Here is a 21,328-nt window from a genome sequence, read left to right as displayed (position 1 = left end):
CGTCCAACTCATCGTCTATTCGGCCCAACGAAAGTATGTGTACAGGAAAGACCCCCTGTATTTCCGGGTAACCGTGCGCAATGCCTCGGATACGCCGGTTGTCTTGCGCCCCGTCGATTATGGAGGCGAGCTTGAGCCGGCTATTTCGATCGTTATAAGTGTGCGGGGAGAAGACATAGTGTGGGAGAAACAACACCCAGATCTGGCCTATAGTGAAACTGCTTTACCCCCCGGTGAAGAATTGACCTTTGAGTTTCAAATTCTGCCTGAGGAGTGGGAACCTGCAGGGACGGAACGCCCGAGGGTTTCTGTGGGAGCCCTCATCAATGGCAGCATAATAACAACAGAGCGGCCTAAAATATTCTACTTAGGAAATACACTTCGCATTGGCGTTCGCTAAACGCTGAGAAGGGAGGTGCCAAATGAAACGGTGGATGCAAATATGAGCAGGCCTTTTTGTGCCGGTACTTCTCCTGCTCCAGGGGACACAGGGCCTGGCTTCTCGCGTGTCCCGCCTACCTGGGCAAAACGAAGTCCCTCCCCCGGCCTGGCAGGAAGCCATCGAACGCATCGACCAGGCATTGGAATCGGGAGAGATCGCGCTGGAACAGGCGGTGCGCCTGCGTTTGCGAGCCTTGCAGGACCCCTTTGCCCTGCCAGAAGATTATCGTCCTCTTCGCACTCCCCAAGCCTATGCCCGGCCCCCTGCCCAATGCGGCCTTCCCGAAGCCATGGCCAAAACCTGGGCGCTCTTTCGGGATCAGGACCAATGGGACGAAAGTACGAAAGCCTTCGTGGAACAGGAGATCCAGCGCCTCGATCAGGAGCAACGGACACGCCTCACGGCCATGGAAGCCCTGGAGACCGAACGGACGGGAATATGCAAGTATGCTGGCGGGATACCTGGAAGAAACCTGGACCCATTTTGCCGCCGCAGGGATTCTGGCTACAAGCAGTACTTGCCATGGATTCCGGCGCCTGGTTGATGGTGGCGGATTAAGACTCACACCAATTGAGGCCGTTATAAGTTGGTCTTGGAATAGCAGCAACATATAGAACGGATATGTGGTTGCAAGTTGGTTTCCAGATGGATGGCATGGAACTGACGGTCCTCATGCGTGGCTATATGGGCCCACACTCCCTGCTCAATATCAACACTTTGCGGGATGGGGGAGCTTCGCTTGGCTTTTTGAGACATATCCGCATACTCACTATGTAAGGGATACAGTGTGGTATAACGGAAGCTGTAGTATTACAGGTGATTTCAGTGGGTCCATTGTGCCAGGTGGTAGCGTCTATTATGGCGGTTGGGTTACTACACCGTGACTGGTGAGAGCCAATCGCCTTAACCAGGAGCGCGAATTTCAGTTACACGGTCTACTCTATGAGTGCAAGCCGCCCAAAATAGTTCTACATCGCACGACTAATACTCACAGTCAAGAACCGTATTCGCATAGTCTTAAGTTTCTCGAATCCCGCCTGGGAGAAGGAGGCCTATTCAATGCTAAGCCTTAAAGGACTGCGCTGGGGCTTAATGTCACTTGCTTGTGCCATTGCATGGATCCTGTCTGCATGGCTATGGACTACTGCCCAAGAACACGTCAATTCAACCACTGTCCAACTCCAAAAGACTTTCGCGGTTCTGCTTGCGATTCCATCGACTATTGGTTTACTTGGCTTCATAGCAGAACGCAGGTCAAATAAGAAAGTGGGAAGGTTATTATTCTGGCTCAGCACAGGAATGTTGACACTACTTGTATTAATGGGCGGTCCATTCAGATGGTTCTATACTCCGACTACTCTTCTTATGTGGACAGCATTAGCCCTGACTCGGTTAGAAGAATATAGGGAAGCACGTACCGCCTAACCTCCCGCTGCAGCCGACTGCTCCCTCGGCGGGCTTCGCTTCGCTCCGCCCGCCTCGGTCGCAGCGGCTGAGCTCGAGGCCGTTAGGTGGCTTGCACCCTAGGACTTGATCCCATTGATTTAATAATCATTCGTCCACCTTGGGGTAATGCCGATAAAACTTCTCTCGAGCTTGGGAAGTCGTAAAGCGCCCATCGACCGTCGCTGGGGCCGCATTCCAGGCTTCTGCCTAGGCCTGCACCTCCCGTTCCACCGCGGCCATATCTGCCAATCGTCGACGCAAACACTGCCACTCCAAAATGGAAAATTCGATCTCCACCATGCTCAGCCAACGAACATGCTTGGGCGTGTAGTGAAATTCCAACTGCTGCGTCAACCGCCGTGCTTCCTTCGGCGAGAAGGTCTTGTAGAACGCGGCTGGCGTATGGGTGTTCAAGAGGTAGGCTCCCCCACCTCCCCCTCAGCATCGATAAGCCCCACCTGGCCATCCGGGCTTTTCCACAGGCTCCGGGCCTGCTTCGTTTGGCCCCCATCCAGATGGCGAGATGCTCCTAGCGAGGGAGAATACTACACGATGGTCGCTCGACACCTGGCCAGAACTTCCAGAAGCTCGGTATGGATCAGGCCATTGGTGGCCACGATATCGGTGCCCAGCGGCGGCAGTGGATCCCCCATGGGGGTCGTAACACGACCGCCGGCCTCCTCCACCAGCAAAGCCCCCGCCGCCAGATCCCAGGGGCCTAACTGGAACTCCCAGTATCCATCCAGGCGCCCCGCGGCAACCGAGGCCAGGTCCAGCGCTGCAGACCCCACGCGCAGCACCCCATGGCAGCGCTTCAATAACGCAAGAAACTCGCGGGTGTTATCCAGAGGCGATTCCTGACGATCATACGGAAACCCGGTCACCAGCAATGCTGCCTCCAGCCGCGGCGTTTGGGTCACCCGGATCGGCCGTCCGTTCAGAAAGGCCCCTTCACCACGTCGCGCGGTAAAGAGCTCGTCGCGCATCACGTCATACACCACCGCCAGCTCTCGCTGCCCTTCATGGAGCACGGCGATGGAGACGGCGAAAACCGGGAACCCATGGGCGAAATTCGTGGTGCCATCCAGGGGATCCACCACCCAGAGCCAAGGTGAGTCGCGATCCGTCTCCCCGCTCTCCTCCGCCAGCACTCGATGATCCGGAAAGGCGCTCTGGATTCGAGCGAGCACTGCCTGTTCGGAGGCCAGATCGGCTTCGGTAACCAGATCGATCTCGCCCTTATACCGGATCTCCAAGCCGCGCTGGAAATGCCAGCGAAGGATTCGCCCGGCCTCCAGGGCCGCTTCCACAGCAACCCGATACGCCTGATTGAACACCGAGGTGAAAGCCGTCACCTGTTATCCCTCCGTTATGAAAGGCTCAGGAAGCTTGTCCTCCTTCGCGCCGCTGCGCAGCACCGAGAGGAGGAGGAACATCCCTGAAGGTGGGGAATCGTGCCTGCGATGCACCCACCTCCAAAAAGATAGGGCTTTCAAGAAGACCTCTGCACCCTCACCTGTTATACATCCTTCTAGGTGCTCCATCCGGATTCGGCAAGCTTGCCCCTATCCGGTCAGAAGCTTCCTCGGATTATAATTCGGGTTAGAGGTTACGCGGCGGGCCTTCTTGTGGGGCTTTTGAGGCCGGGCCAGACCGGCCCCAAGGGGAAGGCGAGGACTTCTTATCGGATCGACCCTCAACCGCATAAGTCCTGCATGAGTGGCCATCCGCCTGGACTTTGAGCGAACCCGCCACCTCCCTCCAGGGGATCAGATGGCGCCTGGGTTTGCCCCGATCCTCTCGGGAAGAACTCGCCATGAACGAATTGTTCGACGTTCGCTCGATCCCGGCTCAGAGATGGGTGGTGCTGATCCTGGGCCTGGCGGCCGCCTGGGGGATAGGCTGGGGGATCGCCATGGCCGGCCCAGTTCTGGCCCTCGCGGGGTTGCTGGGCGCTATCCTCATCGTGCTGGTCGTGAGCTCTATCGATATCGCCTTCTTCCTGATGCTGGCCGTAATCTTTCTGCTCCCCTTCGGGACGTTCCCGGTCCGACTGGGCTTCACGCCAACCCTGCTGGATCTGGCCGTTCTGGGATGGCTGCTGAGCGGGCTGGCCTGGTGGGCCGCCGGACGTATCGGGGCGCCCCAGGGGACGGCGCTGGGTTTCCCCGTGCTGGCCTTCCTGGGCACCACGCTGGCCACCTTCATCGCCGGATTGGCCCACGCTCCCCTCACCCAGACCGTGGCCCGGCGGTTCGCCGAATTCCTGCTGGCCATCGCCTCGTTTTTCTGGGTGGTCACCCTCGTCCGGGACGAAATCCGACTCGCCCGCCTGATCCGATGGATCATCGGCCTTGGGTTTCTGACTGCCCTGATTGCGGTCGTTCTCTATGTGCTGCCAGACGCCCGAGCGGAGGAATGGCTGATGCGGCTTCAGCCGCTGGGATATTACCAGGAAGGCGGTCCCGTGCTCCGGTATATCTTGGACGATCCCGATCAGCCGGAACGGGCCATCGGAACAGCGGTGGACCCCAATCTGCTGGGGGCCACGCTGGGAACCCTGATTGCCCTCACCTTCCCCCAGATCTTCGCCCGCCGGCCGGCATGGCCCCGGGCGCTGACGATTCTGTTCCTGGGGACGATGGGGCTGGCGCTGCTGTTGACGTTCTCCCGAGGAGCCTTCATCGGGACCGCCGTGGCCGTCCTCCTCCTCAGCCTGTTCCGCTATCGGCGGCTGCTCCCCCTGATCGCGGTGGGTCTGATCCTGCTCTTCCTGCTGCCTCCCACGCAGGGCTATGTCCAGCATCTCCTGGCCGGGCTCCGGGGGGAAGATCTGGCGACCCGCATGCGATTCGGAGAATATCGAGATGCCCTGACCCTCATCTCCCGTTATCCGCTCTTCGGAGTCGGATTCGCCGGAGTACCGGATGTAGATCTTTACATTAAAGTGGCCAGCATCTATCTGCTGCTCGCGGTTCAGATGGGGCTCGTCGGGTTAGGAATCTTCCTCCTCGTGATGGGGATCTTTTTCGCCACCGCTTGGAACGCGCGGCATGCGGTGCGGAACCGCCATGACCTGGAGCCCATCTGGCTGGGCCTTCACGGGGCCGTGCTGGCCGCCCTGGTCAGCGGGATCTTCGACCACCACTTCGTGAATTTCGATTTCCACCATATGGTGCAGTGGTTCTGGCTGCTGGTCGGCCTGGGAGTGGCGTCGACCCGGATCGCCCAACGAACCGATCCGCCGCGGGGGTTCAGTTCGGTTCACGCCCGGAAAGGACGATAGGATGAGCTTCGCGCAGACGTTGGCCCGATTGCTGACCGAGGGACCCGCCTCGCTGTTCTATCATCTCTTCATGGGCCTGGCCATGGAGGGCCTGGGAGGGATGGCCCTGGAGACGGCCCAGCGCGCCCCGAGGAACCGTATGGCGCGTCGTCTCGTCCTGGCCGCCGGCCTGGGGCTGATCGGGCGCCTCGTCCTGTTCGGAGCCGCCTTCGCGGAAAGCCAGTGGCTGCCCGCCGGAACCCTGCTCCCGCCCTTGGAGCGCGCGGTGGACCTGGCCACATGGACCTGGATGGGATGGGCGATGATCGAGAAGGCGCCCGGGCTCTGGCTCCCGGCCTTCCATACCATCGTCGTCCTCAGCATCTATGGATGGATCGCCCCCGGCTGGATGAGCCTTTCCATGCAGGACCCCACGGTCTTTTATGCCACCACCCCTTTCGATCGGGCGTGGATGCTGTGGACAATGGGGCTGGCCCTGGGGATCGGTGGATGGCTCCTCTCCCGTTCCCCCTCGGTGTTCCAGGGCTCCGGCGCCCTGGGGTTCTTCGCGCTGGCCTTGGGTGCCCTCCTCCAACTCAACATGCCCATTGCCGGAACCCATCTGGCCCCCTGGGCTCGCCTGGGGGCCCTGATCGCTCTTCCCCTGTGGCTGACGGGCGCCTATCGCCTGGCCCTTCAGACGGCGCAGCGGATCCCTCAGGAAGGCCGTGAGACCATGGAAGCATGGCCGGCCTGGAGCCGGGGGCTGCTCCGCGCCCTGCAAGCCCAGGGGGATCCCGCTCCCCTCCATGAGGCGCTCAGGGCAGCCCGGATGCTCCTGGGCGCCCGGTGGACGGCAGTAGGGCTCTTACAGAACGATCGGCTTCTGATCATCGCACGGGAGGGGGAAGGCCTGCCCCGGGCGGGGACGGATCTCACCCTTCCCCTGCCGGAATATCCCCAGATCGGAGAGGGGATCCTCCGGCGTCACCCCAGCTTCCTGACCCCTGAGGATCAACAGGGGGAAGCCGGCCAGCGGCTCTGGCAGGCCTTCGGCATGGGAACCATCGGCTTCCTTCGAATCGAGCCGCTGATCGTTGAAGATCGGGTCCTCGGCGCCTGGTTGATCGGCTACCCCCCGGAGGAAGCGCACGAGCTCCCCCAGGATCCGGGGGTGAGCCAACAGATGGCGGAGCTCCTGGCGCAAACCATGAGTCTGCTCCAGGAACGCGAGCGGAAAGCGACCCTGGAAGCTGCGCTGATCTCTCTGCAACAGGAGCATGAAGAGCAAGTGCAACGCCTGGAAGCCCGGCACGCGGAGGAGCGGCAGATGCTGCAGCGGGAGATCAACCGCTGGGCGACCCGGGCCGCGGAAGCGGAGGAGGAGCGGGAACGATGGCGACGGCGAGCAGAGGAGCTGGCCCGTCTGATTGAAGCCCGGGCTTCCCTCCCGGTGGGAGCCTCTGCTTCGAACCTCGAGGCGATCCCCTCTTCGTCCCCCACGCCGGGAACCGCCTCCGAAAGCCAGCGGGAGGAATTGATCCTGGCGCTCCTCCAGGAGCTCCGAACCCCGCTGACCGCCCTCCTAGGCTACACGGATCTCCTGTTAGGGGAAGCGGTGGGCATCCTGGGCGCCACCCAGCGCCAGTTCCTGCTCCGGATGAAGGCCAACATCGAGCGGATGGCAGGATTGATCCGACAAACGCTCCAAATCGCTGCGTTGGAGGCCGGGACCTTCTCGCTGGAGCCCAGGCCGCTCCCTCTGACCGAAATTCGGGATCAGGTGCTCCAGCAGCTCCAGCCGGTGCTACAGGAACGGGGCCTGCGCCTGGCTTTAGAATGGCCGGACGACCTGCCGCCGGTCCGGATGGATCGGGATGCAGCTCAGCAAGTCCTCTATCATCTGCTGAACAACGCCGCCCTGTGCAGCCAGCCTGGCACGGCCATCAGCCTGCAGGCCCGCCTGAACCCCGAGGTCCCCGGAGTGATCTTCCTCCGCGTGCGGGACACCGGTGGAGGCATCCCCTTGGAAGAAGTCGCTCGGGTGTTCATCCCCCGCTACCGGGCCACCACCCCCCTGATCCCGGGGGTCGGAGACAGCATTGGCCTCTCCATCGCACGGGCCCTGGTCGAGGCCAGCGGAGGCCGGATCTGGGTGGAGAGCGAGCCCGGCGTTGGAAGCACCTTCACGATCGCCCTGCCTCTTTTCGATGGATGATGGGAATCCAGACCGCCGGCCCCGGCGAGCCTTCATGATGGAGGAGTTTAAGAGGGATGCGATCGGAACCCGCTTCCTCGTGGAAAACCATTCTGAAGCGCGCCCTGGGGCTCCTGCTGCTGGGGTGGATCCTGATCGGCGCCCTCTGGACGGCCGCCACGGAGGTGCGGCCTCGTCCTTTCGGAGGGACGCGAAGCCCCGGCCTTCCAACCCGACAAGCTACCCTGGAGCCCCTGGCGACGTCCCCCATCCTTATAAGCCCGACGCCCCCTCCCTCCCCCACACTTCCGCTGGTAGCTCGATCGACACCGAGCCCATCGGGTCCGACCACCACGCCGTTGCCCAGCCCGACCCGCACCCCCTGCCGGCCGCCCGAGGATTGGATCCCCTATCGGGTACAGCCTGGGGATACCGCCTTTCGGCTGGCGACCCTGGGGGGGATCTCTTTACCCCGGTTTCTGGAGGCTAACTGCTTACGTGGACCCGCGCTGTTCATCGGCCAACGGGTGTATCTGCCGGTGCGCCTGCCCACCCCGACCCCGAACCAAACCCCATGTGGTCCACCGTCGGAGTGGGTGCTGTATACCGTGCAGCCGGGGGAGACCCTTTACCGGCTGGCCGTGCGTTTCCAGGTTCCCCTCTACCTGTTGATGCAGGCCAATTGCTTAACCAGCCCGGCTCTGACCGCCGGTCAGCGTCTCTATGTGCCGCCGCTGGGGACGCCGACGGCTACGCTGCCTCCTCCTCCACCGCCCCCGCCTCCCCCACCCCCCTCGCCCACGGCGGCACCGACCCCCACGCCGGCGCCTCCAGCCCCGCCGACGGAGACCCCCACTCCATCGCCGTCACCCACCGCCACGGGGACGCCTACGGAGACCCCCAGTCCAACACCCACCCCATGAGGCGCCCCAGGGACCAAGGGAAAAAGAAGCCGTACGCCTCCCGGGGGATTCAAAGCCGACCCGTGAGCATCATCTGGAGTGACTCGCGGGGCCGCATCGGGCGGGGCGAGCAACCTCGCTTCCCGGGATCCAGAAGGAGACTTCGGCTCCCCCAACGCACCGGTTCCCTCCCGGGAAAAAACCCGGAGGCGCCCGTTGCTATGGGCGCCTCCGGATCCTGGGGTTCTAAGGAGCGCGGGGCCCGGCTCACTTCCGGGCGGTCTTCTTGGCCGCCGCCTTCTTGGCGGTCTTCTTCGCCGCGGCCTTCTGGGTCGGCTTCTTGGCCGCCGCCTTCTTGACAGTCTTCTTCGCCGTCGCCTTGCGGGCCGGTTTGGCTGGGGCTGGGGCCGGCGCCGGAGCCGCCTCCTCCACAGGCACCTCGGGAGCCGGCGCGACCGCGCCTTCCTCCATCTGGTAGTAGATCCATTTGCCGATCATCGCTCGCTCCTTTCTTCTCGGGGATAAGGAATGGGCAACCGGTTTTCACATTCATTGTATGAGCAGGCGTGAAATTTAGGCAAGGCTAAATCCATCAGGAGAGGCATGGTTGTAGGGGAACCGAGAGCATGTCGGGCGCATTTGCTATAGTGGTGTCATCGCCGGGTGGATGGGGATAGGGATTCGCTGAGGGAAGAGAGGGTCAAAATCGTCCGCTCGATGGAAGACGCACAGGCTGCAGCCAGAATGGGGCCACCCGGGTTTCTCGTTCTCCATGCACCCGCAGGGGATCGGAACGATCACCAGCATAGCAAAAGAACCGATGCAATAGAGTCGCCATCCTGCCGGAGAAACTCATCCCTGCTTTGCCGGAACACTAGAGACAGGTGAAACTTATACACAATCCGGATCCCTGAGCGGGATCCGGAAGCGTCTACTTGCCTTACGCCCGGGAGGAGGACCACTGGCATGGACGTTGCATGGGGCCGGCCTGGAGCGGCCTGCGCCGTGTGTTCGCCTGCTGATCCCGGCGCCCTACATTCCTGATGCCCAACGGATGCTCAGCGCGATGGACGTTAAAGATCTGGCCCTGCTTCCTACACTCCTGTTCGAACATTGAAAAGCCCTAAGGGGGGTGATCGTTGCGGATCTGGCAATGGATTCTGGGACTTCTGATCAGCGCCCTGGCACTTTACGGGGCGATCCGGGGTCTGGATCTTCCGACCCTATGGGCTGCCCTCCAGGCCGGGAATTATGGCTGGGGGCTACCGGCCCTTCTTGCCCTGACCCTGAGCGTGGCGGCCCGGACCGCCCGCTGGCGGCTCCTCCTGAATCGGCCTCCGGGGGTGTCCTTCTACCGATTGTGGAACATCCTCAATGTCGGCTATCTGGTGACCCATCTCCTTCCCTTCCGGATGGGAGAGCTGGCCCGGGTCCTCCTGCTGGCCCGCTATCCCCAGACCCCCCCCGGCCTGGTGGCGATGTCCATTGTGGTGGAGCACATCCTGGACTTGGTGGCCGTGTTGATGCTAGCGGGGCTGGCCCTGGCCCTCCGGCCAGAGGCCCTGGGGATAAGGATCCTGAGCGGGGTCGGGTTGGGCTTGACCGTGGGTGCGCTTCTCATGCTCTGGATCGGGGCGTTCCGCCCGAACTGGGCATGGAGACTGGCGGAGGGGCTGACCCAACCCTTCCCGGCACGTTTTCGGGAGCGCATGCGCCAGGAAGCCCGGGCCGCCCTCAGCGGTCTGGAGGTTCTGCGAACCCCCCGGGCCTTGGCGGAGGCCCTGGGATGGTCTCTGGCCGCATGGGTGGCCGCCGGGGCTCAACTCTACGCGATCATGGGAGCCTTCCTCCCCGATCTGGACTGGCTGCCTGCCCTCTGGACGATGACGGCCCTGACCTTCGGGATGCTCGTCCCCTCGACGCCTGGATACATCGGGGTGGTGCAGGGGATCACCGTTTGGGTCCTGGGCCACTTTGGGATCCCCCAGGCGACCGCCTTCAGCATCTCTGTGGTCTCCCATGCTCTGATCTACTTCTACCTCTCCGCCCTGGGGGCCCTGGGGCTCTGGATGGAGACCGGAAGCTTCCGGCTGCGCTTCCTGCAATGGGGAAACACGCCCCACTCCCAATAGGGGTGGGCGCAACGAGGTGGCCCTCTATCGGCGGAACCTTTTTTCAACCCATGACCCAATATAATAGCCTCGGCGATGCCTGCGGATGGGATCTCGGCTGGCTCCCCAAGGAGGTTTCGATGCGTACCCACGCGCTGATCACCGGCGGTGCCGGTTTCATTGGATCCAACCTGGCGGACGCCCTGGCCTCTGAGGGCTGGGTGGTATGGATCTTCGACCTGCTGGCCCGCCCCGGCGTGGAGCGGAACCTGGCCTGGCTCCAGGCGCGCCATGGGGGGCGCATTCGCTTCGTCCGCGGGGATATCCGGGATTTCTCAGCGGTGGCCGAGGTGGTGCGGCAGGCCGAGGTGATCTTCCATCTGGCCGCCCAGGTGGCAGTCACCACCTCCCTCATCGATCCCCGCACCGATTTTGAGATCAACGCCCTCGGCACCCTGAATGTCCTGGAGGCGGCCCGCCAGGCCCGCCATCGCCCGATCATCCTCTATACCTCCACCAACAAGGTCTACGGCGCGATGGAAGATGTGCCCGTGGTGGAAGAGGCCACCCGCTACCGATATGCCGACCGGCCCTTCGGGATCGACGAGCGCCAGCCCCTGGATTTCCATTCCCCGTATGGTTGTTCCAAAGGGGCCGCGGATCAATACGTGCGGGACTACGCCCGGATTTACGGGCTTCCCACGGTCGTGTTCCGCATGTCCTGTATTTACGGTCCCCGCCAGTTCGGCACGGAGGACCAGGGATGGGTCGCTCACTTTGTGATCTCCGCGATGGCCGGGCGCCCTATTACGATCTACGGCGATGGCAAGCAGGTGCGGGATCTGCTGTTCGTGACCGATCTGATCGCCGCGATGCGGGCGGCGGTGGAGCGGATCGATCGGACAGCCGGTCAGGTTTACAACATCGGGGGAGGTCCGGCGAACGCCCTTTCGATCTGGCATGAGTTCGCCCCCATGCTGTCCGAGGTCCTCGGCCGCCCGGTGGAGCCCCCGGCCTTCGGTCCCTGGCGCCCTGGGGATCAAAAGGTGTATATCAGTGATATCCGGAAAGCGATGCACGATCTGGACTGGCAACCCCGGGTCGGCGTGCGGGAGGGCCTGACGCGCCTTGCGGAATGGGTGCGGGAGGGGATTCCGCTCCCTGCCCCTGATTGACCGCGAGCGGGCGAGGGGTTTCGCCGTCCGCCCGAGGACCTGGAGCTTTCCCGCAAATCTTCCGTCCGTGGCTGTCGGGTCACGGGAAGCGCGGCGCTAACGCTCCGAGCGATCCCGAAATCCCCATGGCCGATTTCAAGGCCCATGAAAATCCTGGTGGCATTGACGTATTACCGTCCTCACATCAGCGGCCTGACCATCTATGTCGAGCGAGCGGCCCGGGCGCTGGCCGCTCGCGGGCACGAAGTCCAGATCCTGACCTCCCGCTATGACCGGCGTCTCCCTTTAGAGGAGATCCGGGATGGGGTGCAGATCCGCCGGGTGCCTGTTTGGTTCCGGGTCAGCAAGGGAGTCATCATGCCCACTATCGGGATATGGGCCACCCGGCTGGCTCGATGGGCTGATGTGCTCTGGCTTCACCTCCCCCAGTTCGATGCGGCAGGCATCGCCCTGCGCGGACGCCTCTTCCGGAAGCCGGTGGTCCTCACCTACCACTGCGATGTCACCCTCCCACCCAGCCCGGTTAACCGCGTGGCCAACGTCATCGTTCATCTGATGGACCATCTGGCTGCCCATCTCGCCGACGTCATCGTGACCTACACCGAGGATTACGCTCGGCATTCCCCATATCTCTCCCGCTATTTGCACAAAGTTCGGGTCATCCCGCCCCCGGTGGAGATCCCGATCCCCCAACCCGAGCGGGTGGCCGCCTTCCGGGCCCGCTGGGGGCTGGAGAACCAAGTAGTGATCGGGATGGCCGCCCGACTGGCGGCCGAGAAAGGCGTGGAATATCTCCTGGAGGCCCTCCCCCAGATCCTCTCGGTCTATCCCAACGCGCGGGTCCTCTTCGCTGGACCCTATCAAAACGTCCTGGGGGAAGAGGCCTACGCCCGACGGCTGGCCCCTCTCTTCGAGCGCTATCGGGACCACTGGACCTTTGTGGGGGTGCTGGAGCCGGAGGAGATGGCGGCCTTTTACGCCAGCTGCGACGTGGTGGTGCTCCCCAGCCTGAACGCCACGGAATCCTTCGGACTGGTTCAGGTGGAGGCCATGCTATGCGGGACCCCAGTGGTGGCCAGCGACCTGCCGGGGGTTCGGGTGCCAACGCGCACCACCGGGATGGGGCGGACGGTGCCCCCGCGGGACAGCGCGGCCCTGGCCCAGGCCATCCTGGAGGTGCTGGCCAACCGCCCGGCCTTCTGCCGGCCCCGGGAGTGGGTGGAGCAGCACTATAATACGGGGCGAACGGCCGCGGCCTACGAAGCGCTCTTCGAGGAGCTGAGGGCATCCCGAGGCTGAACGGAGGAAGGACAGGGCAGATGAGGATCCGCGTCCCCTAATGCTCCCCCCTCCGCCTTCTGGAATTGCGTATCGGTGTGATGGTCTCCGTGCCGGAGGGCGCACTCATCCGGGGGAAAAGCCCTCAGGTCCTGGGATATCGAGTTCGGCTTCAGGAAGAGCAGGGATGACCGGGGCTTCTGATCGGCTCGCGGGATGCTGTGGAGACCCTGGCCGCTCTGGAGGTGACCTTTTCATATAGTGGGATCCAGAGCGGCGTTCCTGATCGCCCTTCTGGCCCAGATGGCACAGGGCACGCTCCGGCCCGCGGGGGAGAGGCTGGCCCGGACGCAATCCGTCAGGCGGCTCGATTACGGCAGGAGATCGAAGGGCACTGCGATCGAATCGCATGCAGCCATGGACGCCATGGGCACAAAAGGCTTTCCGCTATCTGGTCATTCTCTATCTTGAGGCAGGGGTGGATGTTCTGATCACGACAGACGAGCGGCTTCTCTCCCGGATCCGGGAAGCGCAGGCTCCCGTCCGGGCGCTATCGCTTCCAGAATGGATCGCTATCTATTTCTCCGGGTCGTCGTCCAGATGAACGCTCCGGATTTCCTTTGGCTGCACCTGAAAGAAGTCCCCGCCTTTCGAGCGTTGCTCCGGGCGGTGGAAGCCCGCTTCTACCAAGGCCTGGAGATGCCGGAGCCCATCATGGACCTGGGTTGCGGGGATGGGCACTTCGCCTCCGTGGCCTTTCCCGGGCGGGCATGGGTCGGCCTGGATCCTGAATGGGGGCCCTTGAAGGAAGCCGCCGTCCGTCGGGTTTACCGATGGGCGATCCAGGCCGATGGCGCGCATCTGCCGTTCCCCTCGGGATTCTTCGGGACCGTGATCAGCAATTCGGTGCTGGAACACATTCCCCCCGTGGAGGCTGTCCTGCGGGAGGTGGCACGGGTCCTTCGACCCGGAGGCTATTTCCTGTTCTGCTCGCCCAGCCATCGTTTCGTGGAATTCCTTTCGCTGTATCGCCTGCTGCGGCGGCTGCGGCAGCAAGGGCTGGCGGAAAGCTACGGCCGGCTCTTTAATCGCATCTCCCGCCATCATCACTGCGACGCCCCGGAGATCTGGGCGGCCCGCCTGGAACAAGCTGGGCTTCGCCCGCTCCGCTGGTGGTTCTATTTTTCCCCGGGGGCCACCGCCCTGCTGGAATGGGGTCATCTGTATGGGTTGCCTTCCCTGCTCTGCAAAAAGCTTTTCGGGCGCTGGATCCTGGCCCCATGGCGCTGGAGCCTGGGGCCCGTGGAGCGGATCCTTCGACCCTTTTACGAAGAACCCCCAGGTCTGGAAGGCGCCTATTTTTTCATGATCGCACAACGCTGATCCCATCGGGAGCGGAGGGATGAAACGCCGGTTTCTCCAGGGCGGTTCCGTGGCCGTTTGGCTCATCGCTTTTCTCCTGGCGGTTCTGGGCCAGCTCCGACTGGACCAGAGCCCCCGGGCGGCTCCGGATCCGCTGGGGCTGGCCCTGTATGCTTGGGCGACGCTTGGGATCGTCTGGGCCCTCCGCCGATCCCCCGGGTGGCTGGATCAGAAAGGCCTTCCCCGGGAAGAGCCCCATGGGGCTGCGGGCTTTCGTCCCCTCTGGCTGGCCCTGAGCATAGGGGGCATGGCCCTGGCGTTCCTGGACTCCGGAGGCAATCGGTTCCGCCTGGCCGGGGTGATCGCCTGGATCACAGCGGTGATCCCATGGTTTCTCGCGTGGTGGAACGCTCCCCTCCCCCGCCTTCCGCGGGATGGACTCCTCCTGCGCGGGCATCATCTGGCGCTCCTCCTGATCCTGGCCCTCGGGATCGGGTTCCGCTACTGGGATCTCTGGAACCTCCCCCTCGATGTGAACAGCGATCACGCGGAGAAGCTCCTCGATGTCCGGGATGTCCTGAACGGCGAATACCGGATCTTCTTCCCTCGAAACACGGGACGGGAGGCGTTTCAGTTCTATCTCGCGGCAGCGACGATCCGGGTCTTCGGAATGCCGCTGCACAAGTTCACCCTCCAGGTCGGGACGGCCTTCATCGGGGTACTGCTCCTGCCCGCCCTCTACCTCCTCGGCGCGGCCCTGTGGGGGCGACCCGGGGGGCTCTGGACCATGTTCCTGGGGGCGGTGGCCTCATGGGCGGTCATTCCGGCGCGGGTGGGGCTGCGCTATCCCTTCCTGCCCACCTTCGCCGCTTGGTCGCTGGCTTTCCTGATCCGGGGGCTTCGTTCCGGAAAGCGCACGGATTTCCTCTGGATGGGCTTCTTCCTGGGAGTGGGGCTGTATGGCTACTCGCCCTTTCGGGGAATGCTCGCCGCCCTGCCCGCCGCCTTCCTGGCCGTGGGGTTAACACGGCGCATCGGGCAGACGAGGACGGGATGGCGACTGGCATGGGACTTCCTGATCGGGATGCTCACGGCCCTCCCGGTGCTAGCTCCCATGCTGCGCTTCATCGTGGACTATCCCGAGATCTTCTTTTACCGGCTGATGACTCGGGTCTCCACATGGGAAAAACCCATTGAAGGAAACCCCCTCCTCATCCTGGCCGATAACCTGCGCCGGGCGCTGTTGATGTTCCACTGGACCGGTGATGAAGTCTATGTGGCCACCATCCCCGGGCGGCCGATGCTGGATCCGATCATGGGGGCCCTGCTGGTCCTGGGCGGGGCGGCGGCTCTCCTATGGATGCTCCACCATCGGGATCCGGTCCCGCTGGCTGTGCTGACGGCAGGGTTGGTCATGCTGCTTCCCTCCGCCTATAACCTGTCCTTCCCGCGGGAGAATCCGAGCACAGTGCGGGCCGCGGGCGCCCTGCCGGCCGTGCTCGCCCTCGCCGCGCTGATCCCCGCTCAATGGACGGCGGAGGGGGGTCCCCGCCACTGGCGATGGTTCCGGTGGGGAACGGCGGCCCTGCTGGCCCTCGCCCTGATTCGGATCAATACGGATCGCATCTTCCGCGAATATGCGACGACTTACTGTCGCATCGCCCTAAACGCCTCGGATGCGGCGGAGATCCTGCGGGGCTTCTATGCGGGGGGCGGGCCGGAAACGAACGCCTTTTATGTAGCCTATCCCTACTGGTTCGATTCGCGGCTGATCGGGATGTGGCTGGGAAATATCGACTGGCCCTACACGATCTGGCATGAGGATCTCCCCCGGGTTCTAGAGGCCCATCGGCGCCTGCCCGGCCCCAAACTGTATCTGGTCCATCCCGAAGACCGTTCCACCCTGGCCGCGCTGCGAGCGGCGTATCCAGAGGGCTGGTGGGCGCTCCGACCCCGGGCCCACTGCGAGGGGCTGGGGATCCTCGTGTTCCACGCTCCACCGGGCTCTCCATAAAGAACACGGGCAGGAGCCGCAAGCTCCTGCCCGTGTTCGTGAGCGATCCTTTCCTTCAAGCCGGTCGCCGATGCAAGCTGAGCTCCTCCACCGGCTGGAGGATCACGCCGATCCAGAAGCCCAGGAGCATGAGCTGAGAGAAGAACATCACCAGGTTGATCCCCGAGGTGGAGGGGCTGGTGTGCCCCGCAGCCAGACCGAAGAAGGCGTTCATCGTCATCCCGCCCAGCAGGGCGATTGCCACCAGGATCCCGGCCACGCGCTGCAGCACCCCGTTCAGACGGTGGGCCAGGAGCAACAGGTAGAGGGCACCGGCGATCAAGCCCAGGCCGGCGAGCAGCTCGCCCCACTGAACCAGATTTCCAAAGAGGGTGGCATTGGCCGTGGCCGGTCCGGTCAGGAACGCCTTCATCCAGGGATAGGGGTTCTTTTCCGCAAAGCGGGCCAGGGTCTGGGGCAGACCTCGCACAAACCCGCCGCCGGTCTCCAACTTCTCCAGCCCGCCCTCAAGCCATTCGTAGCCGAGGACGATCTGGATCAGCAGCAACCAGATGCGCGCCAGGCGATCCATCGCAGGCCTCCTGTTCCATGGTCTTTCCGCTTCTCACTGTAATCGAAACGGCCTTCCCCCGGCAGAGGCCTGCGTCCCGATTTCCCCGGGACATCTGTCCCAATCTTCGCTCCATCCATGGGGGTCCGATGAAGGACGCTCGGCGCGGGAAAAGGGGCCTTGCCCCCATGCCCGCTATTTCATCCCCCAAAGGCCGTAGAGTGGATTAGGGAGCGGATGAGCGGGACGGATCCGCTCCGCTCGCATCCAGATGCCGTTGAACATCCCAGAAGAAGGTAGGCGAAGATGCCCCAACCGCGACACCGCCTGCGTGAAATCGGGCTTCTGACGGCCGGCCTGTCATGGCCTTCGCCCTTCATGTCCATCCCCTGAGCGACCAGAACATCGGGTGGGATGAAGAGCTGTCCATCGGGGCCGTCCGCCGCAGCTTCCTGGAGATGACCCTCGGGATCGCCGGAGACGTTTCTGGCGGCTCTGGCTATGGGTGCGGCGAACGGGAGAGAGCGAGCTCGCCGCCCGCTACCTGACGGTGATGGTGGCGATGCCCACTGTCGCCGTGATGGCCCCGCTGGGCCGTCGGCAGCGTCGCGCTCTGGCTTCTGGCCCTCTCCCGCTTCCATGTCTGGTGGTCGCAGGAGATGCAGCGGTATGATCTCCCATAACGGCCAGGGCCCTATGACGCCACGAGGAAAGCACCCACCGAGATCGAGGCCGGATCAGCTGCGACGCCAGAGGACCGCTATCGAGGAGACCCCGAGGAGCACCCCCGCCCCCAGCAGGCCAGGGATCACCGCTGTGGTTCCAATGCGCCCAAATCCGGGAGCCAGCGCTTCCCCCACACTATGTCCGATGGCAAAGCCCAGACACCCCAACCCCACATCCAGCATCAGTCGCCGCCCCCCGCCGCCGGCCATGAGATGCCGGAACAACCCCGCCCCAATCCCCAGAAAGAGGATCAACACCGGTGTGGTCCACATCCCGAATCAGCCGCCCTGTCCATATGGATCCTAAGGAAAATACCGGTGTTCCGCAGAAACCTCTTTCCGGTCTTGCGTCACACCCATCCCGCAGCCTCCAGAAGGCATGGCCCATGAGCCCACAGCAATCCCTCCGCGGATCGAGGAGGCCGGAGATATCTCCCCGAAATGTTCCGCTGATGCCCTCACAGGGTGATCTCCAGCAGGTCCTCCGCGATATGCCGCAGACGATCCGCCGGAAGCTCCGCCAGACGCATCGCCAAGCGGAGATAGGGTAGGTTGACCGGCGACGTCACGAAAGAACGGACCTCGGGAGGAAGCGCTCGGAAACGTTCCACTTGGTCCGCCAGGAGGACGGATTGCCCGATGGGGCTATCCGTGTCATAGAAGTCCGAAAGGGAAACCCCCAGATAGAGGCATAAGCGCTCCAGCTCGATCAGTGGGATGGGATACTCTCCGGACTCATATCCCCGGATCCGTCGGGGGGAGCATCCCAGGAACGCGGCGACCTCGCGCATGCTCTTCCCGGCCCGCTCTCGGGCCTGGCGCAGGATCAGGCCGATGATCCGGTGGCGGAGCGCAAGCAGCTCGGGGATCGCCCCCGCTGCCCCATCGCTGCCCGGCGAAGCGGGGCGATCAGGATCTAAAAGAACGGAGAGGGGCCGCTGGAAGAACCAGGCCAGGGCCTCCAGCTCCGGTAGTGTGGGATCCCGTTGGCCGGCTTCATAGGCCCGATAGCGAGCCAAGGAAATCCCGAGCAACGCCGCGCACTCCCGAACAGTCTTTCCCGCCTCCTCCCGCGCCTGCCGAAGGGCAATCCCCAAGATCTTCCGACGAATGGCTAAACGTTCCTGCTCGCCCATGGGCCGGATTCCCAGAAAGGGAAATGTTCTACGCTGGACGCCGGATGCCCAGAAAACCCTCGAGGAGCAAAGTCCTCCCTCCCCCGTCCCCGTAGGCCGAGGATCGATGAGCTCCCATGCTTTCGTCCGGCTGACAGGTCGAATTATAATCGGGAACCGCTGGGGGGGCTATCGGTAGCCATCCGATCTGGAGCATGGTCCTCATGAGGGCATTGGCCATCCATCCGGGGAAAGCGATAACTGGCCTGGCGCGATCCATGCGGCCGCGCCAGTGGCTGAAGAACGTCTTCATTTTCGCCCCCCTTGTGTTCGATGAGAAACTGCTCCGCCCTGAGCCTCTCGGGCGCACGGTGGCGGGTTTTATGATCCTGTGTCTTCTCTCGGGGGCAGTCTATGTTTTCAACGACCTGCAGGATCTGGAAAGAGACCGACAGCATCCCCGCAAGCGCCATCGCCCCTTGCCCGCTGGGGAGCTGGATCCCCGGATCGCCTGGGGGGCTGCGCTCCTGATCCCGATCGCCCTGGCCTACCCCTCCTTCATGCTGGACCCCCGGTTTGCGCTCATCGCCTATGTCTACTGGGGGATGAATCTGGCTTATTCCCTCTGGCTGAAACATCGGGTGATCATAGATGTGCTGACCCTGGCCAGCGGCTATGTCCTGCGCGTCGCCGCTGGCGTCCCCCTGGTCCGGGTGGAGCGGTTCTCGCCGTGGCTTTACCTGTGCACATTGCTTCTGGCCCTCTTCATCGGTTTCGCCAAGCGCCGGCAGGAGATCATCCTCCTGGGTGAGAACGCCCGCAACCACCGGGCCATCCTGGAGGAATATACAGTTCGCTTTCTCGATGAGATGATGGGCGTGGTGATGGCTGCCACCATATTGGCCTATTCGCTTTACACGTTCTCCGCCCCCAACCTTCCCTCTAATCACGCGATGATGCTGACCATCCCCTTCGTTCTCTACGGGATCTTTCGGTATCTCTACCTGATCCATGTGAGGGGAGAAACCGCCCCGCCGGATGAACTGGTGTGGAAGGACCGGCCGTTGCTCCTGACGGTGATCCTCTGGGGGCTGACGGCGATCCTCATTCTATATCTCCTGTAGAGCCGATGATTGCATCCCATTCGCCTTCGGCCGGCGAAGAGGCCCTCGGCCTCCGCCGGCCCCATCGCGTCGGCGAAGGCGGACGCTTAGCATAAAGCGCCTCACCAGGCCGATTTCCATCGGCGCAGAAGGCCTTCAGCCAACGGCTGGCCTGCCCCGGCCCAGCGAAAGCGTGGGAGCCAAAGCCTATTCGAACAGAGTGCGCATCATGCGTTCACCCGCCCTGCTGATCGCGGTTCCGCTTAGCGGTGCTGGCCGCCGTGGGAAACGCCGGGCCCGTCCTCGTGCGGATCCTCAGCGCCCTGGCCCTGATCCCGCTGGCGGCGCGAACGGGCCGGTGGTGGGCGGCCTGTTGAACGCCACCCTGGGGAACGCCGCCGAACGGATCATCGCCCTGGCCGGCATCCGCTTTCAGCCATACGATCGCGGCTCACCATCCCGAGGCCGTGGAAACGATGAGCCTGGGCGTGGCCGGGCTGATGCTGGCCCTCTACATCCCCTCCGCGCCCAGGAGCCGCTGGCTGCCCATCCCTCTCCCCATACCCGCTAGACCCTCCCCCAGGCCCTCGGGGTCCTGGCGGCAGCCACGATCGGCGTGGTGGGGATGAGCGAGCTGCTGGTTCACACGCCGGAACCCACCCTTCACACCCTGGGCCTCACGGAGCTCTTCGTGGGGATCATCCTGATCCCCCGGGTGGGCAATGTGGCGGAGCACTTGGTGGCGGCCCAAATGGCCGTGGAGAACCAGATGGGCCTCTCGCTGGAGATCGCCATGGGCTCGAGCATGCAGATCGCCCTGCTGGTCACCCCCGCCCTGGTCTTCGCCAGCCTGGCCTTGGGGCGGCCGATGGATCTGGTCTTCCATCCGCTGGAACCGGTGGCCATGATGATGGCAGGGGGGATCGCAGCCTTCATCGCGCTGGATGGGGAAACGAACGGGCTGGAGGGCGCGCAGCTCCTGGCCGTCTACGGGATGCTGGGGATCGCCTTCGCGTAGAGGGCAGATCGATGAGAGGCCGCCGGACCGGGACGAGGAAATCCAAAGCGGCCCCTCCCTTCAGGGCAGGTAGGCTGCCGACCCGCCCCGCTTCATGCGGAGGCGGAAACTTCCTCCATCCGGTATTCTCCCTCGACCGGCTCCGCCCCGGGCGTGACGGGCTCGATCCGATAGCGATACCGGATACGAGCAGTCTTGCGCAGCATCGCGCTGACGGAGCAATATTTGGTCACTGAGAGCTCAACCGCCCGAACGACGGCCTGGGGATCCACATTCCCTTTCACAATATAGAGCACATCGATATCCGTGTAGACCCTCGGATGCTCCGGAGCCCGCTCCCCCCGGACCTCCATCGCGAACCCTTCCAGGGGCTGGCGCTTCTTTCGCAGGATGGAGAGCACATCCATCGCCGTGCAGCCCGCCAGGGCGACCAGCAGCAGCTCCATCGGGCGGGGCCCCTGATTCGTCCCCCCCACATCTGGGGCCGCGTCCATGATCACTGAATGCCCGCTTGGCGTGAGGGCTTCCATCTTCATGCCCTGGGCGTCCAGTAAATTCAGGCGGATCTCTGTAGCCATGGGGACACTCCCTCTGCGCAGATCGGATTGGAATCCTATGGGTTCAT

General features: G+C 63.5%; 20 protein-coding genes and 1 pseudogene. 14 read left to right on the top strand and 7 right to left on the bottom strand.

Translation table 11 applies throughout. The annotated features are described in order from the left end of the window. Window positions 1-400 (top strand): annotated as a pseudogene (locus ACFMO3_RS09175) (hypothetical protein); the annotation flags it as partial. Between the two features lie 58 nt (window positions 401-458). Next, window positions 459-986, top strand: coding sequence for a hypothetical protein (locus tag ACFMO3_RS09170; protein WP_376790104.1), 528 nt, complete (start codon window positions 459-461; stop codon window positions 984-986). A gap of 1,109 nt (window positions 987-2,095) precedes the next feature. Here the strand turns inward: ACFMO3_RS09170 and ACFMO3_RS09165 are convergent. Together ACFMO3_RS09165 and ACFMO3_RS09160 are read right to left on the bottom strand one after the other, a co-directional pair. Beyond that, on the bottom strand, window positions 2,096-2,302 hold the full coding sequence (locus tag ACFMO3_RS09165) for a transposase (RefSeq protein ID WP_376790103.1): 207 nt from the start codon (window positions 2,300-2,302) through the stop codon (window positions 2,096-2,098). Window positions 2,303-2,433: 131 nt separating this feature from the next. Further along, window positions 2,434-3,243, bottom strand: coding sequence for an inositol monophosphatase family protein (locus ACFMO3_RS09160; protein WP_376790102.1), 810 nt, complete (start codon window positions 3,241-3,243; stop codon window positions 2,434-2,436). A gap of 461 nt (window positions 3,244-3,704) precedes the next feature. On the opposite strand from ACFMO3_RS09160, the gene ACFMO3_RS09155 reads away from it, so the two are divergent. Genes ACFMO3_RS09155 through ACFMO3_RS09145 form a run of 3 tightly spaced genes read left to right on the top strand, consistent with a single transcriptional unit; the run spans window position 3,705 to window position 8,273 of the window. After that, complete coding sequence (locus ACFMO3_RS09155) at window positions 3,705-5,174, top strand: O-antigen ligase family protein (protein ID WP_376790101.1); 1,470 nt, start codon at window positions 3,705-3,707, stop codon at window positions 5,172-5,174. A 1-nt stretch (window position 5,175) separates the two neighbouring features. Continuing rightward, window positions 5,176-7,371, top strand: a complete 2,196-nt coding sequence (locus ACFMO3_RS09150) for an ATP-binding protein (protein WP_376790100.1) — start codon at window positions 5,176-5,178, stop codon at window positions 7,369-7,371. 56 nt (window positions 7,372-7,427) lie between these two features. After that, window positions 7,428-8,273 carry a LysM peptidoglycan-binding domain-containing protein gene (locus tag ACFMO3_RS09145; RefSeq protein WP_376790099.1) on the top strand — a complete coding sequence of 282 codons (846 nt, stop codon included), beginning with the start codon at window positions 7,428-7,430 and terminating at the stop codon, window positions 8,271-8,273. A 246-nt stretch (window positions 8,274-8,519) separates the two neighbouring features. Here the strand turns inward: ACFMO3_RS09145 and ACFMO3_RS09140 are convergent, their stop codons facing one another. Then, complete coding sequence (locus tag ACFMO3_RS09140) at window positions 8,520-8,750, bottom strand: hypothetical protein (protein ID WP_376790098.1); 231 nt, start codon at window positions 8,748-8,750, stop codon at window positions 8,520-8,522. Window positions 8,751-9,391: 641 nt separating this feature from the next. Between ACFMO3_RS09140 and ACFMO3_RS09135 the strand changes: the two genes are divergently transcribed. The 5 genes from ACFMO3_RS09135 to ACFMO3_RS09115 all read left to right on the top strand — a co-directional run bounded on the left by ACFMO3_RS09135 (window position 9,392) and on the right by ACFMO3_RS09115 (window position 16,192). After that, on the top strand, window positions 9,392-10,384 hold the full coding sequence (locus ACFMO3_RS09135; protein ID WP_376790097.1) for a lysylphosphatidylglycerol synthase transmembrane domain-containing protein: 993 nt from the start codon (window positions 9,392-9,394) through the stop codon (window positions 10,382-10,384). A 119-nt stretch (window positions 10,385-10,503) separates the two neighbouring features. Continuing rightward, window positions 10,504-11,538 carry an SDR family NAD(P)-dependent oxidoreductase gene (locus ACFMO3_RS09130; protein WP_376790096.1) on the top strand — a complete coding sequence of 345 codons (1,035 nt, stop codon included), beginning with the start codon at window positions 10,504-10,506 and terminating at the stop codon, window positions 11,536-11,538. 144 nt (window positions 11,539-11,682) lie between these two features. Then, window positions 11,683-12,837 carry a glycosyltransferase family 4 protein gene (locus ACFMO3_RS09125; RefSeq protein ID WP_376790095.1) on the top strand — a complete coding sequence of 385 codons (1,155 nt, stop codon included), beginning with the start codon at window positions 11,683-11,685 and terminating at the stop codon, window positions 12,835-12,837. Between the two features lie 543 nt (window positions 12,838-13,380). After that, window positions 13,381-14,199: a class I SAM-dependent methyltransferase gene (locus ACFMO3_RS09120; protein WP_376790094.1), complete on the top strand. Its 819-nt coding sequence runs from the start codon at window positions 13,381-13,383 to the stop codon at window positions 14,197-14,199. A 19-nt stretch (window positions 14,200-14,218) separates the two neighbouring features. Beyond that, window positions 14,219-16,192 (top strand): hypothetical protein, encoded by a 1,974-nt coding sequence (locus ACFMO3_RS09115; RefSeq protein ID WP_376790093.1) that lies wholly within the window; start codon window positions 14,219-14,221, stop codon window positions 16,190-16,192. 55 nt (window positions 16,193-16,247) lie between these two features. Here ACFMO3_RS09115 and ACFMO3_RS09110 read toward each other — a convergent pair whose 3' ends face one another. Continuing rightward, the gene (locus ACFMO3_RS09110) at window positions 16,248-16,763 is read right to left on the bottom strand and encodes a hypothetical protein (protein WP_376790092.1); all 516 of its coding nucleotides are present in this window, start codon (window positions 16,761-16,763) and stop codon (window positions 16,248-16,250) included. A gap of 484 nt (window positions 16,764-17,247) precedes the next feature. Between ACFMO3_RS09110 and ACFMO3_RS09105 the strand changes: the two genes are divergently transcribed. Then, on the top strand, window positions 17,248-17,415 hold the full coding sequence (locus tag ACFMO3_RS09105) for a hypothetical protein (RefSeq protein WP_376790091.1): 168 nt from the start codon (window positions 17,248-17,250) through the stop codon (window positions 17,413-17,415). Window positions 17,416-17,479: 64 nt separating this feature from the next. On the opposite strand, the gene ACFMO3_RS09100 is transcribed toward ACFMO3_RS09105, so the two are convergent. After that, window positions 17,480-17,740 (bottom strand): hypothetical protein, encoded by a 261-nt coding sequence (locus ACFMO3_RS09100; RefSeq protein WP_376790090.1) that lies wholly within the window; start codon window positions 17,738-17,740, stop codon window positions 17,480-17,482. Between the two features lie 185 nt (window positions 17,741-17,925). Further along, complete coding sequence (locus ACFMO3_RS09095; protein WP_376790089.1) at window positions 17,926-18,603, bottom strand: helix-turn-helix transcriptional regulator; 678 nt, start codon at window positions 18,601-18,603, stop codon at window positions 17,926-17,928. 203 nt (window positions 18,604-18,806) lie between these two features. On the opposite strand from ACFMO3_RS09095, the gene ACFMO3_RS09090 reads away from it, so the two are divergent. From ACFMO3_RS09090 to ACFMO3_RS09080, 3 genes are all read left to right on the top strand, one after another. Then, window positions 18,807-19,706 (top strand): decaprenyl-phosphate phosphoribosyltransferase, encoded by a 900-nt coding sequence (locus ACFMO3_RS09090; RefSeq protein ID WP_376790088.1) that lies wholly within the window; start codon window positions 18,807-18,809, stop codon window positions 19,704-19,706. Window positions 19,707-19,914: 208 nt separating this feature from the next. Then, a complete protein-coding gene (locus tag ACFMO3_RS09085) occupies window positions 19,915-20,256 on the top strand; it encodes a hypothetical protein (protein WP_376790087.1) in 342 nt (113 codons plus the stop codon). A gap of 24 nt (window positions 20,257-20,280) precedes the next feature. Further along, on the top strand, window positions 20,281-20,703 hold the full coding sequence (locus ACFMO3_RS09080; RefSeq protein WP_376790112.1) for a hypothetical protein: 423 nt from the start codon (window positions 20,281-20,283) through the stop codon (window positions 20,701-20,703). Between the two features lie 92 nt (window positions 20,704-20,795). Here the strand turns inward: ACFMO3_RS09080 and ACFMO3_RS09075 are convergent, their stop codons facing one another. Continuing rightward, window positions 20,796-21,281 (bottom strand): OsmC family protein, encoded by a 486-nt coding sequence (locus ACFMO3_RS09075; RefSeq protein WP_376790086.1) that lies wholly within the window; start codon window positions 21,279-21,281, stop codon window positions 20,796-20,798. Between the last annotated feature and the right edge of the window lie 47 nt (window positions 21,282-21,328).

This window comes from Thermoflexus sp., assembly GCF_042408815.1.
In the GTDB taxonomy this organism is placed as follows: Bacteria; Chloroflexota; Anaerolineae; order Thermoflexales; family Thermoflexaceae; genus Thermoflexus.
This window is presented reverse-complemented; position numbering and strand designations above follow the sequence as displayed.

Bases quoted from the DNA above. Each gene is read 5' to 3' on its own strand.
- ACFMO3_RS09155 (WP_376790101.1), top strand. From the start codon at position 3,705: ATGAACGAATTGTTCGACGTTCGCTCGATCCCGGCTCAGAGATGGGTG.
- ACFMO3_RS09145 (WP_376790099.1), top strand. From the start codon at position 7,428: ATGCGATCGGAACCCGCTTCCTCGTGGAAAACCATTCTGAAGCGCGCC.
- ACFMO3_RS09090 (WP_376790088.1), top strand. From the start codon at position 18,807: ATGAGGGCATTGGCCATCCATCCGGGGAAAGCGATAACTGGCCTGGCG.
- ACFMO3_RS09085 (WP_376790087.1), top strand. From the start codon at position 19,915: ATGCGTTCACCCGCCCTGCTGATCGCGGTTCCGCTTAGCGGTGCTGGC.
- ACFMO3_RS09140 (WP_376790098.1), bottom strand. From the start codon at position 8,750: ATGATCGGCAAATGGATCTACTACCAGATGGAGGAAGGCGCGGTCGCG.
- ACFMO3_RS09150 (WP_376790100.1), top strand. From the start codon at position 5,176: ATGAGCTTCGCGCAGACGTTGGCCCGATTGCTGACCGAGGGACCCGCC.
- ACFMO3_RS09130 (WP_376790096.1), top strand. From the start codon at position 10,504: ATGCGTACCCACGCGCTGATCACCGGCGGTGCCGGTTTCATTGGATCC.
- ACFMO3_RS09120 (WP_376790094.1), top strand. From the start codon at position 13,381: ATGGATCGCTATCTATTTCTCCGGGTCGTCGTCCAGATGAACGCTCCG.
- ACFMO3_RS09115 (WP_376790093.1), top strand. From the start codon at position 14,219: ATGAAACGCCGGTTTCTCCAGGGCGGTTCCGTGGCCGTTTGGCTCATC.
- ACFMO3_RS09110 (WP_376790092.1), bottom strand. From the start codon at position 16,763: ATGGATCGCCTGGCGCGCATCTGGTTGCTGCTGATCCAGATCGTCCTC.
- ACFMO3_RS09100 (WP_376790090.1), bottom strand. From the start codon at position 17,740: ATGTGGACCACACCGGTGTTGATCCTCTTTCTGGGGATTGGGGCGGGG.
- ACFMO3_RS09095 (WP_376790089.1), bottom strand. From the start codon at position 18,603: ATGGGCGAGCAGGAACGTTTAGCCATTCGTCGGAAGATCTTGGGGATT.
- ACFMO3_RS09075 (WP_376790086.1), bottom strand. From the start codon at position 21,281: ATGGCTACAGAGATCCGCCTGAATTTACTGGACGCCCAGGGCATGAAG.
- ACFMO3_RS09125 (WP_376790095.1), top strand. From the start codon at position 11,683: ATGAAAATCCTGGTGGCATTGACGTATTACCGTCCTCACATCAGCGGC.